Source organism: Rhizobium sp. WYJ-E13, from assembly GCF_018987265.1.
Taxonomy (GTDB): domain Bacteria; phylum Pseudomonadota; class Alphaproteobacteria; order Rhizobiales; family Rhizobiaceae; genus Rhizobium.
The window spans coordinates 459601-473794 of sequence record NZ_CP076854.1; the positions used below are offsets into that span (position 1 = coordinate 459601).

Below are 14194 nucleotides of genomic sequence, written 5' to 3' on the forward strand. Positions count from 1 at the left end.
TTTCGATGGTTCGACTTCTGCAGGCTGTAGGCACTACAATCACCACATTGATCGCGGCGGCACCAAGGCTGCTGACGCACCTCTGGCACCAGATCATGCCAGCGAGACCACCGCCGCGCCGGCGGCATAATACTGCGTTGGACGGCCGTCGGGCCGACCCCGCGACCCGCATGGCAATTGATACAGTTGAGAAGGTGTTTGTCCGGTATTTCAAGTGGTCTTTTCGCCGGCTGCCGGATTCGAAGCTCGGCATCGATGCACGCGCCGAAATTCTTGATAGTGGCCGGCCAACCGGAAAGTTCCTGCCTCTTCAAATCAGATCTGTACCATCGTGGGCGGAAGGCGCTGGCGAGTACATCCATCACGGCGAGCACAGTCACCTCGATTACTGGACGAAGCACTTGTTGCCTGTCTGTATCGTCATCGTCGACGCCAGCACCGGGATGATACGATGGCAAAGAGCCGGCGAGGGAAACTGCACGGAGACGGAGTTGGGATGGACAATGGTTGTTCCGGCAGCCAACGTACTGGACGCCAACGCCAAGCTCTGTTTCGAGGAAGTCATTGCCTCCGATCCGGAGTCGCTGATGCGTTCTGCCTTTGCCCTCGATCGAGAACTTATGCAGGAAGTTCAGGATCAAACGACATTCTTCGTGTGGGACGAGTGGGGCGATTCACCAGCGAACTTTTCCAATCTGCAGATCTATATCGGCGACGGAGAGAGGGATGAGCCGGATATTCGGATTGACTATCATCTTCGGGCAGACAATCTGCACGATGTTATGACCAAGCTCTTCCCTTGGGCGACCTATTCCTATGCAGAGCCGGTCAGGGAGTATTCGGAAGAGGTTGCCGTGCACGTCCTCGAGGTCGAACTTCGACCTGAAGCAGAGGCCTATCTCGAGGCTGAAGACTTCCTGGTCGCGGGCTACCCCGATGAAGAGGAGCCGCGCCCCCCGGAATTCGGAGGTTATATTACGGCGCAGGAAGAAGAGGCATTCTGGCGGAGCCGAGGTGTTTCTCACGGTCGCCGTGACCAGGACGAATGACTATACGGGGAAAGCAGTTCGCGTTTTGCCGATTGTGGCAAGACGCATGCTTCGGTTCGCATTGTCCGGACGCCCTGCTGGAGATCATCGTTTCCGGCACGCGGGAGAACGCGCTGACAGCCGATGAGGCAAGAAAGATCTGATCGATTGCCTCACCATTGGCAATGACACCGTCGAAATCGACCAGTTGAGGGGGCGGGCCGCCCCCCGTTTCCACTGGCTCATTCTCCATAGGGCAACCAGATCGTCTTGACCTGGCAGGCGCGGCGCAGCAACTCCACTCCCTGACCCTGCTTTGGATCGTGCCAGTCTCGAAGCCGGCCGCGATCGACCCAAGTGTACTTCAGGTTGCCTGCAGAAACCGTCTCGACCATGGCGGAACCTTCTTCGCTGCCGCAATACCAAATTGCCGCGACATCGTCGTGTTCGGCAAGGGTCTTGGCAAGCACATCACGTTCTCCGGTCAGGAGATTGATGACGCCGTCCGGAATGTCAGACGTCTCGAATACCTGGTAGAGACGCACCGCCACCAGCGGATGGCTTTGGGCCGCAATGGCGACGACCCGGTTGCCGAGCGTGATCGCCGGCAGGATGAGGGACAGAAGCGAGAGAAGGGGTGCTTCGTCGGGCGCGACAATGCCTATCGTTCCATACGGCTCGTTGACGGTCATTGTCACATGGCGGGACTTGGTTGCCGTCACGGCGCCGTCGAACTTGTCGGCCTGAGCCGCATACCAGAAGGCCCGGCAGATCGCCTGCTCCACTTCGTCCTCGGGCTTGGCACTTGCCCCGGTCACTTGTAGCGCGGCGACGAATTCGGCGCGTCGTTGCGTGAGGTTTTCGGCCAGGAAGTAGAGAACCTGGGCACGGTTGTGCGCCGTCACACCACTCCAGGAGGTCGCTTTGTTCGCCGCCTCGACTGCATTGCGGACGTCCTTGCGGTTGGCGAGCCCAGCCTGGCCGATCGCCTGACCGGCCTTGCCAAGGACCGTGTAACTCTGACCGCCATCCGGGCGCACCTGCTTGCCGCCGATGTAGAGCTTCGCTGTGACGTCGATCTCGGGACGCTCAACCTTGCCGCCAAGCGGTGCGACATGCGGGCGAAGCGTCGGCGTTGGACGCATCTTGCCCTCCTTTCCGCCTGCGGGCTTGAGATATTCGTACATGCCCGAGCGTCCGCCCTCGCGGCCGAAGCCGCTTTCCCGATAACCTCCGAAGGGGGCTGCCGCGTCGAACATGTTGGTGGCGTTGATCCAGATGACGCCGGCCTTGACCCGTGCGGCCACTTCGATCGCGCGGTTGATATTTTCAGACCAGACGGATGCGGCAAGGCCGTACCGGGTGTCATTGGCCAGTGCGACCGCCTCGTCCAGCGTCCTGAAGGTCGCACTCGTCGCGACCGGTCCGAAGATTTCCACCTGCGAGACGGTGTGGGCGGGCGCCGTTCCGGTGAAGAAGCCTGGAGCGCAGAAAAAACCCGTCGACGGCAGGTTCACCGGCGCCAGATTGAGGGTCGCGCCCTCTTCCTCGCCCTTTGCAATAAGGCCCTTAACGCGGGCGAACTGCTTTGCCGAGACGATCGCGCCGACATCCATCGTCTTGTCCAGCGGATCGCCGACGCGCAGTGTCTGCATGCGGTTCTTCAGCTTACCGAAGAAGGTCGGCGCGACACCTTCCTGGACGAGAATGCGGGACCCTGCGCAGCAAACTTCGCCCTGGTTGAACCAGATCGCGTCAACGACACCTTCGACGGCGGCATCGAGGTCGGCGTCTTCAAGAACGACGAAGGGCGACTTCCCGCCAAGTTCGAGGCTGAGCTTCTTGCCCGAGCCGGCAATCTGCCGACGGATGATACGACCGACATTGGTCGAGCCGGTGAACGCCACTTTATCGACGTCAGGATGGCCGGCGATCGCAGCGCCCGTCTCGCCGTCACCGTGAACGATGTTGACCACGCCGGGCGGGAGTCCGATTTCGTCCAGCAGTTCGCCGAAAGCATACGCGGTCAGCGGCGTGAGGTCGGCGGGCTTGATGACGACCGTATTGCCGGCTGCCAGCGCCGGAGCGATCTTCCATGCAAGCATCAGCAGCGGGAAGTTCCACGGGATGATCTGTCCGCAGACCCCGACGGCCACGTAGTTCGGGAATGCGTCATCGGCGATTTCGGCCCAGCCGGCATGGTGGTAGAAGTGGCGCGCGACGAGCGGGATGTCGATGTCGCGCGTTTCGCGGATCGTTTTGCCGTTGTCCATCGTCTCCAGCACGGAGAAGAAGCGCTCACGCTTCTGGATGTGGCGGGCGATCGCATAGAGATATTTCGCGCGCTCGTGTCCCGGGAGAGCGGACCAGGCAGGAAAGGCAGCGCGGGCAGCGCGCACGGCCGCGTCAACGTCCGCCGCGCCGCCCTTGGCGACGCGTGCGATGACTTCTTCGGTCGCCGGGTTGACGACCTCGATCAGTTCGCCTTCGGCGGCAGTGAAGCTGCCTTTGATGTAATGGCCAAGGCCCGCCGCGCGGGCTTCGAGCCAGGCCTTGACTTCGGAATTGCTTTCGGGAGCTGGACCGTATTCCATAGTTTGCATAATGTCCTTAATGGAAGGCATGGTCATTCCTCAGGCTAGCGCGTGGCGATTGGCGGCCGAGTAGCGGCCGGTCAGATAGTGTTCGAGCTGGCGTTCGATATCGCCCAGCATGGAGGAGGCGCCGATGCGGAAGAGGTCCGGCATCATGAAGCGCGTGCCGAGCTCTTCCTTCATCAGGATCAGCCAGTTCATCGCGTCCTTGGCGGTTCTAAGTCCGCCAGCCGGCTTGAAGCCGACCATCTGGCCGGTCCGATCGTGATAGTCGCGCAGGGCGCGGATCATCGTCAGCGATACCGGCAGCGTGGCGTTGACATCTTCCTTGCCGGTCGAGGTCTTGATGAAGTCGGAGCCCGCCTGCATGGCGACCATCGAGGCACGGTAGACATTCGTCAGCGTTTTGAGGTCGCCCGTCGCGAGGATCGATTTCATATGCGCTGGGCCGCAGGCTTCACGCATTGCCTTGATCTCGTCGTAGAGCGCGGCCCATTCGCCTTTAAGCACATATTCTCGGGTGATGACGATGTCGATCTCGCTTGCTCCCTGTTCGACGGCATAGCGGATTTCGGCGAGGCGGAGCGGCAGCGGCATCAATCCTGCGGGGAAGCCGGTGGCCACCGAAGCGACCGGAATGCCGGAACCGTCAAGAGCTTTGACGGCATGAGGAACCATGGTTGGATAGACGCAGACCGCACCGACAGTCAGCTTGTCGATGCCTAGACCCTCCAAGAGATCGGCGCGGAGCGGCGCCTTGGCCTTGGCGCAAAGGCGCTTGACGCGGCCTTCGGTGTCGTCGCCGGCAAGTGTCGTCAGGTCGATGCAGGTGATCGCGCGCAACAGCCAGGCGGCTTGCCATTCCTTCTTGACTGTGCGACGGGTCGGCAGCGTCGCGGCCCGGCGTTCGGTTGCACTGAGGTTCACGACATATCTGTCGAACCAATCCGGGGTGAGGGATGTGCCTTCGGGACGAGGAAAATGCTCTGTCATTGTGATGTCCAATTTTTGCCGGCAGGGTTTACGTCTGGCCTCGGCGAATGTCGATGAAGCGATTGAGCAGGATGGCAGCGACGATGATCAGGCCGGTTACGGTCATCTGATAGAATGAGCCGAGGCCGAGCAGGCTGAAGATGTTGCGCAGAACCTGGAGCAGCATGACCGCGAAGAAGGTGCCGAGCACGCCGCCGCGACCGCCGGCTTCAGATTTGAAAGATTGTCCTCCCAGCAATCAGCATTTGTGAAATTTAATCACTTATGTTGAATTCAAGGCAGCACTTCTACCATCCGATTGTCAATCAGCACTGCCAAATCGCATCATCGAAAACTATAATATAATGATTATAAAAGATTTTATTTGCCAAGATCGAACTTGGAAATGCGCCGATAAGCAATCGCCTCCATCAACACATCGAAACGTGCGATGCAGCAAAATTCGGGAAAACCAACATATGTTGAATTGGCGTCGAAATTCTTGACCTTTGGTTTTGCGTCCCGACACTCTCCTGTTGAGGTCATAGAGGTCCCGGACTGGCAAATCCTTGTCGAAATCGCAGGCAGTTGGCGCGAACGGATTTATTCAAGAGGGATCGCTCGCCGCCTTCCCGCGTAAGCCGGGCGCATCGGGGAGCGGGGGTGCGCATCCGGCAGGTGCGAACGCACGTCGGTCCGTTCTTTGATCACGCGGGCGTCAGGATTGCGGAGCCGTTGACTTGCACCCGCGAAGGACTAAGTTCAAACATTGCTAACATACTCCGCACGGCAATGGCAGCGGAGGGTGCGAGTGGCTGGGCGACCTTGAGGAGGATCAGGTTTGCCGTGGACTATCGTGTTGTACTGCTGATCGCCACTTCCGTGATTGCCCTTTCCCCTGGTAACGCTGGGGCGCAGGAGGGCGATGCGACGGTCGGTGCCGTTGTTTTCAAGAAATGCGCGACCTGTCATGTCGTCGATTCCGATACGAACAAGGTCGGTCCGTCGCTGAACGGGGTGCTGGGCAGAAAGGCCGGAACGCATCCCGATTTCGCTTATTCGGCTTCGATGAAGGCAGCCGGCGACGGCGGGCTCGTGTGGGACGAGGCGACGCTGCGCGACTATCTGCACAATCCGAGAGTGAAGGTGAAGGGCACGAAGATGGCCTTCGTCGGCCTGAAGGACGATAAGGAAATCACGGACCTCATCGCCTATCTCAAACAGTATTCCAAATGACGGCAATACTTCACGAGGCTGGCTGACGCCTTTCCCGTGCGTGGATATCCGCGAAGTTAACGTTAAGCGACTATTAATCGGCATGTGCAAATATTTGCACATGCGAGAAATGGAGTTCAGCTGAACCGTCGATCGCTCGAAATTTAAACTTGAAGCCACGGCTTCGAAAGGAGCGAAATGATTGGAATGATCGGCGGCAATACCAAGGCTCAACTGGCAGCACTGGCAGGCCTGAAGGCAAATGTCATGATTGCCGACAGCAAGCTGAACATCATCTATATGAACGGCGCTGTCCGCAAGCTACTGACGGCGGCCGAACAGGACCTCAAGAAGGAACTGCCACGCTTTGCCGTCGATACTTTGATCGGTAGCAATATCGACATCTTTCACAAGAATCCGTCGCACCAGCGCGACATGCTCGCGCGGCTGACGAAGCCCCATAGCGCAACCATCCGTGTGGGCAGCCACAGCTTCGACCTGTACGTTACCCCGATCATGGAGGGTGGAAAGCCCAGAGCATTCGTGGTGGAGTGGGCTGACGCAAAAGAGCGCCTTCTCAATCTCGACTATCAAAACCAGCTGGCTGCGATCAGCCGCGTGCAGGCCATCATCGAGTTTACCCTGGACGGAGAAATCGTCACAGCCAACGAAAACTTCTGCAAGACGATGGGTTACTCGCTCGATGAGATCCGCGGCAAGCATCACAGCATGTTCGTGGACCGGGCCTATGCTGCCAGTTCCGACTATGCGGAGTTCTGGAGCGAGCTTAAGAGCGGTCGGTTCCAGGCTCAAGAATTTACACGGGTCGGCAGAAACGGCAAGAAAGTCGTGCTGAATGCCTCATACAACCCGATCCTCGATGAACATGGAAAAGTCGCCAAAGTGGTGAAATACGCAACCGATGTCACGGACCGGGTTTTTGCCGTCACCGAAATCGGTTCGTCGCTCAACAAGCTCGCCGAGGGCAGGCTCGATTTTCGCCTCGAACAGCCCTTCGCAACCGACTTCGAAAGCCTCAGGAGCAATTTCAACGAGGCTGTCGACAAGCTCGGCATGGCCCTCGGATCCGTGGCCGAGACGACGGCCCGGATCGATTCCGGCACCCGCGAGATCGCCGCAGGTGCGAACGATCTGTCGAAGCGGACAGAGCAACAGGCGGCCTCCCTCGAGGAAACGGCAGCCGCTCTTGACGAAATTACCGCCAACGTCAACAGTTCGACGAAGCGAACAGAAGAAGCGCGCGGTGTCGCAAGCCAGGCCAATCAATCCGCGGCAAAGTCTGCCGAAGTGGTTTCGCATGCGGAAGAGGCGATGCGAAAGATCGAGGAGAGCTCGCAGCAGATCTCCAACATCATCGGCGTGATCGATGAGATTGCCTTCCAGACCAATCTGCTGGCGCTAAATGCCGGTGTGGAAGCTGCGCGCGCCGGGGAAGCGGGCAAGGGCTTTGCGGTCGTCGCGCAGGAGGTGAGGGAGCTGGCGCAGCGTTCGGCGCAGGCCGCCAAGGAAATCAAGGGGCTGATACAGAATTCCACGTCCGAGGTCGAAAGCGGTGTGAAGCTCGTCCGGGATGCCGGAGAGGCGCTGAAAACCATCGGAGGCTTCATCATCGAGATCAACAATCATATGGAGGCGATCGCCACCTCTGCCAAGGAGCAGTCGACCGGTCTCGCCGAAGTCAACTCCGCGGTGAATTCGATGGATCAGACGACCCAGCAGAATGCCGCCATGGTCGAGCAATCGAATGCAGCCTCCAATGCGCTTGCCGAGGAAGCGGGCCGTCTGCGTACGTTGATCGCGCAGTTCAGCGTCGGCACGGTCCAGACCTCGGCGCTGCGGCAAGTGGGACGGGCAATGGCGCTGCCGTCCTCGCACGCCCCATCCATCAACGCGGCTCCCAAGCTGAAGGTCGCGGCGAACGCCGGTGCCCGTGCGGCAGACAGCTGGGAGGAGTTCTGATTGAGTATCCGGAGCTTCGTCCGGTTCCTGCCTGCACCTGGCGAATTTCTCAGGGGTCGAGCCGATAAGGCCCGACCCCCGATGTCGTGAAGACAGAGGGCTTGGCGGCCTGGTGCGGTCCGCCCGTCAGAACAGGATAAGGGACGCCAGCGACAGAATGAGCGCCGGGAACATCACGACAGTCCCAAGCTTCAAAAATCTCCAGCTGCTGATATGGAGGCCTTCGCGGCGCAGTGCCGACAACCATAGGATCGTTGCGAGCGAACCCGTGACCGACAGATTGGGTCCGAGATCGACGCCGATCAGCACAGCGCCCGCCACCTTATCCGAGACATGCGCCGCCTGGACTGCACTGCCGGCGACCAATCCGGCCGGCAGATTGTTGACGAGATTGCAGACGATGGCGACGAACACTCCGGCCACGCCGACTGCCTCTGCTTGCGAAGCCGAGGCAAGGGAGGCCAATTGGCCGGAGAGAAGCCCTGTAACGCCCGTGCGATCGAGAGCTTCTACGATCACGAACAGACCCGCCACCAGCGGCAAGACGCTCCAGCTTATGCCCTTTATCGTTTCGACGGGGCTCTGCCGCGTCAGCATCAGGACAAGTGCCGTGGTGATGGTTCCTGCGAGAAAGGTTGGCACGCCAAGATCGGCATGCATGGCGGACGCCGTCACGAGGATGATCGCCGTCACCAGGATTCCCCAACCCGCAAGGCTGGCGCTGCGGGTAAGGGCCGGTCGCTCCGCACTGGCGGCAAGGCTGTCTTGCGAAAGAGTGCGCCACTGCGTCCAGTAAAGACAGACGAAAGTGACGACGATGGAAACAATCGACGGCAGGAGGAATATCGACAGCCAGCGTGACAAAGGCGGCATCTCGCCGCCGGCGAAGATCACGAGATTGGCCGGATTGGAGATCGGCAACAGAAAGCTCGCCGCATTGGCGATGAAGGCACATACCAGAAGATAGGGCATCGGGTCCCGGACCCGGGCCGCTCGGCAAGCCGCATAGACAGCAGGCGTGAGCACGACGGCCGTCGCATCATTCGAGAGAAAAACGGTCACGACGAGACCGACGAGATAAACGAGCACGAACAGACGCCTGGGAGAACCCTTGGCATGCGAAGTCGCAATGGCTGCTATCCAATCGAACAGGCCTTCCCGTCGGGCAAGCTCGGACAAAAGCATCATGCCGATCAGGAAGAGATACACATCGACGCCCTTGGCGATCCCAGCCAGGGCATCGACCGGCCCGATGAGCTGGAAGGCAAGAAGGACAAAAGCCCCAAGGGCAGCCCAGATCGCCTCCGGCCACCGGAATGGCCTGGTAACGACGCCGGCCGCGGTGAGCCCGGCAATACTCCATATGATGGCATTCTCAGTCATTCGGATCAGCTTGTTGGCAACGAGGCATATGATGGCCGCGGTGCGTGTTGCAGATTGGGCTTTCGGTGGACCGGATACATGTTCTGTCGATCATCGGCAACAATCGGCCGACGACAAGGATGCGAAACCTCTGAGATGAGCAACAGCAGCGTTCTTACTCGCTCGGGGAATTTACTTGGATTCATTCAAAAGTAGTCATTGGCGGTTATGTGCATCAACGTCCTTAGTTGGTACTCGGTTTGACGATGGATCTTGCGACAGTTCTTCTTCTCCACAAATCTTCCTTCATCGTCGGCGCGATCTGTTTTTCCTATGTCAGGTGGCGGTCCAGAGAACCAGGGCTTGATCTTCTCTCGATCGGTTGTTGCCTTCTCGCCTTCGCATCGACGCTTGCCGGAATGGGTGAGCAGGGCTCGATAGCATTCGAGCTCTGGACTTTGGGAAGCTTTTCCGTGGGCGTGACAGGCTATTCGCTGATGGCGACGGGGTTGCTCCAGCTGAGTTGCCGCCAGCGAAAATGGTCAGATTGGATTCAGGTCGCGGTCGCGCTGATCTTGTCGGCGGCCGTCGGGGGCATGCACTGGTATGCGTACGGTCCGACGCGAGCCGCAATCTTCAACGCCGCTGCCGCTGCCTTCCTCGCGGCCTCAGCTGCCCGAATTCTGAAAGACTTTTTTGCGGACCGCCTGCCGGCAAGGTTGGGCCTTCTCGCGTCTCTTTCGGCTGCGACGGGATTTTCGGGGCTGGTTGTTGTCGGGATGATCTTTCCTGCTCATGCGCCGATCGATCCACGCTACGCCTTCTTCCTGCTGATTATCTGCCACTTCTCCCTCGCGCTGTTCGTGATTGTGCTCGTCCAGGAACGAGCCGAAGCACAACTGAGACATCTGGCAAATACGGATGCCCTGACCGGAATACCAAACCGGCAGCGTTTCTTTGCATCCCTTCCAGGCGCGCCGAGGGAAGGCGACGCCTTCATCATGATCGACATCGATCATTTCAAGAGCGTCAACGACCGTTATGGCCATGAGACCGGCGATATCGTGCTTGTCGGCGTGGCTCAAGCCATCGCCGCCGTTGCCGGAAAGGGAATGTCGCTTGGCCGGCTTGGCGGAGAAGAGTTCGCGCTGTTTCTACGCAATGAGACCGAAGAAACAGCTTTCGCCAAAGCCGACGAGGTTCGGCGGGCAGTCAAGGCTCTGGTGTTTTCCGCGGGCACGGCGGCCATCAGCCCAAGCGTGAGTGTGGGCGTTGCTCTTTTGAGAGGCGCTGGAGATTTACAGAAGCTTCGTGATCGGGCGGACCAGGCTCTCTACGTTGCGAAGCGTGGTGGTCGCGACAGGGTCGAGTTCTACGCCAATCCACAAGCCGTGACGGAACGCCCGGCGCGCGCTGACTTGTCAGCGGACGGCGCGCGTGACGTGGATTCTTGGCGTAAAGACGTTCAACAGGAGAGGTCGCGCGTCGCGTGACGGCGCCCGTTTCCAGCGCTTCTTCCAGGCGCAGTCCAGTTTTCAGGTCCTGACGAAAGGCACTTCTGACGTTCCGGAAGTGCTCCAAGTCGTCGTAATTGCCATATTTTCCATCTGTGCGATAATAAACACGATATTTGCAGAATGCGGTTTTACGGTCGGTCGGCCCAGGGAGGGGCGGAAATGGCTGTTGTGCTGGTTCTCGTCCTTGTTGTCGTCGGCTCCGTGCTGTTTCATGTGCTGAGCCCGTGGTGGTGGACGCCGATCGCGTCCAACTGGAGCTATATCGATAGCACGCTCATCATCACCTTCTGGATCACCGGCGTCGTCTTCGTGGCGGTGATTTCCTTCATGGCCTATTGCGTGTTCCGCTTCCGGCACAAGCCGGGCAACCGGGCGCATTACGAACCAGAGAACCGCAGGCTGGAGTTGCTGCTTGCTTCGGGAACGGCGGTCGGCGTCGCCGCCATGCTGGCGCCCGGCCTCTTCGTGTGGAAACAGTTCATCACGGTGCCTGCCGATGCCGCATCGGTGGAGGTGGTCAGCCAGCAATGGCTGTGGAGCTTCCGCCTGCCGGGTGCTGACGGAAAGCTTGGCCGCGCGGAGACGCGTGATGTTACCGCCGAGAACCCGCTCGGCCTCGACAAGAACGACGCAAGCGGCCTCGACGACATCATCATCGAGGGCGGCGAACTGCACCTGCCGATCGGCAAGCCGGTGCACATATTGCTGCGCTCCGTCGATGTGCTCCACGATTTCTACGTACCGGAATTCCGCGCCAAGATGGACATGATCCCCGGCATGGTCACCTATTTCTGGCTCACGCCGACACGGACGGGAACCTTCGAGATTCTCTGCGCCGAACTTTGCGGCGTCGGCCATCCGCAGATGCGCGGAACCGTCATCGTCGACAACGACGCGGACTACCAGACCTGGCTCGGGCAGCAGCAGACATTCACCCAGTTGACGGCGTCATCGGGAGAGCCGCCGCCGGCAAACTGAACCGGCGGGAAAGACGGCCGCGGACTGGGAAGAAAAGGGACGAGAGATCATGGTCGAGATTCCATCCGGCAGCATCCCCTCCGCCGAAGTCGAGGACGTCGAGCTTTATCATCCGAGAAGCTGGTGGACGAAATATGTGTTCAGCCAGGATGCCAAGATCATCGCCGTGCAATATTCGGTGACAGCCATCTCGATCGGCCTGGTGGCGCTGGTGCTCTCCTGGCTGATGCGGTTGCAGCTTGCCTTTCCCGGCTATTTCGCCTTCATCGACGCCGACCACTACTACCAGTTCATCACCATGCACGGCATGATCATGGTGATCTATCTCCTGACTGCGCTGTTCCTCGGCGGCTTCGGCAATTACCTCATTCCGCTGATGGTCGGCGCGCGCGACATGGTCTTCCCTTATGCCAACATGCTGAGCTACTGGATCTATCTCGTCGCGGTGCTGATCCTGGTCGCGGGCTTCTTTTCCCCCGGCGGCCCGACCGGGGCGGGCTGGACGCTGTATCCGCCGCAAGCCGTTCTGTCAGGCACACCCGGCGGCAAGGACTGGGGCATCTTATTGATGCTCACCTCATTGGTCGTCTTCATCATCGGCTTCACCATGGGCGGCCTGAACTATGTGGTGACCGTGCTGCAGGGGCGCACGCGCGGGATGACGCTGATGCGCATGCCGCTCACCGTCTGGGGCATCTTCACCGCAACCGTGATGGCGCTCTTGGCCTTTCCGGCCCTCTTCGTCGCCTGCGTCATGATGCTGTTCGACCGCCTGCTCGGCACCAGCTTCTTCATGCCCGCGATCGTCGAAATGGGCGAGCAACTGAAACATGGCGGTGGCAGCCCGATCCTGTTCCAGCACCTGTTCTGGTTCTTCGGCCATCCCGAGGTCTATATCGTCGCGCTGCCTGCCTTCGGCATCGTTTCGGACCTGATCAGCACGCATGCACGCAAGAATATCTTCGGCTACCGGATGATGGTCTGGGCGATCGTGATCATCGGGGGCTTAAGCTTCGTCGTGTGGGCGCACCACATGTATGTCAGCGGCATGAACCCGGCCTTCGGCTTCTTCTTCGCCACCACGACGCTGATCATCGCCGTCCCGACGGCGATCAAGGTCTACAACTGGGTGCTGACGCTCTGGCGCGGCGACATCCATCTGACGCTGCCGATGCTCTTTGCGCTTGCCTTCATCGTCACCTTCGTCAATGGCGGGCTCACCGGTCTGTTCCTCGGCAATGTCGTCGTCGACGTGCCGCTGTCGGATACGATGTTCGTCGTCGCGCATTTCCACATGGTCATGGGTGTCGCGCCGATCCTCGTCATCTTCGGGGCGATCTATCACTGGTATCCGAAGGTGACGGGACGCATGCTGAACGAGGTGCTCGGCCATATCCACTTCTGGATCACCTTCCTCGGCACCTATGCGATCTTCTTTCCGATGCATTATCTCGGCCTGCTCGGTGTGCCACGCCGCTATTTCGAGATGGGAGAGACGGCCTTCGTTCCGCCTTCGGCCCATACGCTGAACATCTTCATCACCGTCATGGCGCTGATCGTCGGGGCGGCTCAGATGGTCTTTCTGTTCAATCTGGTCTGGAGCCTTTTCCGGGGCAGGGAGGCGGGCGGCAATCCATGGCGGGCAACGACGCTCGAATGGCAGACGCCGCAGACCCCGCCGGCACACGGCAACTGGGGCAAGGATCTGCCTGTCGTCTACCGCTGGGCCTATGACTACAGCGTGCCCGGCGCCGCCGCCGATTTCATCCCGCAGAATGTGCCGGCAAGCGATGGCGTCACACGGGAGGTTCCGGCATGAACGTCATGCTGATCTTCCTGTCCGCAATCGGCGCCATCATCATCTGGTGGCTGGCCGGGCAGCGGCTGACCTCGAAACCCTGGCTCGAAACCGGCTCGGTGCAACTGCCGGCTCATGACGACGCCGAGCGGCAGCGGTCACCTGTGCCGGCGGTGAAGATCGGCCTCTTCGTGTTTCTCGGCGTCGTCGGAGCGATCTTCAGCCTCGCCGTCAGCGCCTATTTCATGCGCATGGCCTCTGCCGACTGGTGGGGGATGCCGGTTCCGCGCCTGCTCTGGGCGAATACCGCAGCACTCGCCTTGAGCAGTGCCGCGCTGCAATGGGCCAAACGGGAAGCACAGCACGGCCGCATGGAAAGCCTGAGGCCGGCGCTTGTGACAGGGCTTGCGCTTGCCGTCTTCTTTCTCGTCGGTCAGATCCAGGCGTGGCGGGAGCTGACGGCAGAAGGCTATGTGCTTGCCGACAATCCTGCCAACAGCTTCTTCTACATGCTGACTGGCCTGCACGGTCTGCATATTCTGGGCGGGCTTGCCGTTCTCACGCATACGACGGTCAGGGCATTTTCAGCCGACGCTCAACCGGAAAGGATGCGGCTCAGTGTCGATCTCTCGGCCATCTATTCGCATTTCATGCTCGCCGTCTGGCTTTTGCTCTTCGCGCTCTTTGCCGGCTGGGCGAATGATTTTGTCGATCTCTGCCGCACATTGCTTAACTAGGGGCTTAACTAGG

11 protein-coding genes are annotated in these 14194 nt (G+C 59.8%); 7 read left to right on the forward strand and 4 right to left on the reverse strand.

The window, feature by feature from the left end:
• The first annotated feature begins 170 nt into the window (after positions 1-170).
• The gene (locus KQ933_RS23690; RefSeq protein WP_253958405.1) at positions 171-1049 is read left to right on the forward strand and encodes a DUF4365 domain-containing protein; all 879 of its coding nucleotides are present in this window, start codon (positions 171-173) and stop codon (positions 1047-1049) included.
• Between the two features lie 221 nt (positions 1050-1270).
• Here the strand turns inward: KQ933_RS23690 and KQ933_RS23695 are convergent, their stop codons facing one another.
• The 3 genes from KQ933_RS23695 to KQ933_RS23705 are packed head-to-tail and all read right to left on the reverse strand — an operon-like array spanning position 1271 to position 4853.
• Entirely contained in the window at positions 1271-3652 is a 2382-nt protein-coding gene (locus KQ933_RS23695; RefSeq protein ID WP_216760265.1) for an aldehyde dehydrogenase family protein, read from the reverse strand.
• Positions 3653-3661: 9 nt separating this feature from the next.
• A complete protein-coding gene (gene deoC, locus KQ933_RS23700) occupies positions 3662-4615 on the reverse strand; it encodes a deoxyribose-phosphate aldolase (protein WP_216760266.1) in 954 nt (317 codons plus the stop codon).
• Positions 4616-4643: 28 nt separating this feature from the next.
• Entirely contained in the window at positions 4644-4853 is a 210-nt protein-coding gene (locus KQ933_RS23705; protein WP_253958406.1) for a hypothetical protein, read from the reverse strand.
• 587 nt (positions 4854-5440) lie between these two features.
• Here KQ933_RS23705 and KQ933_RS23710 point away from each other — a divergent pair.
• Positions 5441-5830, forward strand: a complete 390-nt coding sequence (locus KQ933_RS23710) for a cytochrome c family protein (RefSeq protein WP_216760267.1) — start codon at positions 5441-5443, stop codon at positions 5828-5830.
• 177 nt (positions 5831-6007) lie between these two features.
• The gene (locus KQ933_RS23715) at positions 6008-7789 is read left to right on the forward strand and encodes a methyl-accepting chemotaxis protein (protein ID WP_216760268.1); all 1782 of its coding nucleotides are present in this window, start codon (positions 6008-6010) and stop codon (positions 7787-7789) included.
• A 126-nt stretch (positions 7790-7915) separates the two neighbouring features.
• Here the strand turns inward: KQ933_RS23715 and KQ933_RS23720 are convergent, their stop codons facing one another.
• Entirely contained in the window at positions 7916-9172 is a 1257-nt protein-coding gene (locus KQ933_RS23720; protein WP_216760269.1) for an arsenic transporter, read from the reverse strand.
• A gap of 245 nt (positions 9173-9417) precedes the next feature.
• Here KQ933_RS23720 and KQ933_RS23725 point away from each other — a divergent pair, with 245 nt between their 5' ends.
• From KQ933_RS23725 to KQ933_RS23740, 4 genes are all read left to right on the forward strand, one after another.
• Positions 9418-10644, forward strand: a complete 1227-nt coding sequence (locus KQ933_RS23725; RefSeq protein ID WP_253958407.1) for a GGDEF domain-containing protein — start codon at positions 9418-9420, stop codon at positions 10642-10644.
• A gap of 183 nt (positions 10645-10827) precedes the next feature.
• Positions 10828-11646 carry a cytochrome c oxidase subunit II gene (locus KQ933_RS23730; protein WP_216760271.1) on the forward strand — a complete coding sequence of 273 codons (819 nt, stop codon included), beginning with the start codon at positions 10828-10830 and terminating at the stop codon, positions 11644-11646.
• A gap of 49 nt (positions 11647-11695) precedes the next feature.
• The gene (ctaD, locus tag KQ933_RS23735; RefSeq protein ID WP_216760272.1) at positions 11696-13465 is read left to right on the forward strand and encodes a cytochrome c oxidase subunit I; all 1770 of its coding nucleotides are present in this window, start codon (positions 11696-11698) and stop codon (positions 13463-13465) included.
• A complete protein-coding gene (locus tag KQ933_RS23740; protein ID WP_216760273.1) occupies positions 13462-14181 on the forward strand; it encodes a cytochrome c oxidase subunit 3 in 720 nt (239 codons plus the stop codon). The genes ctaD and KQ933_RS23740 overlap by 4 nt, the downstream gene beginning before the upstream one ends.
• Positions 14182-14194 lie beyond the last annotated feature (13 nt).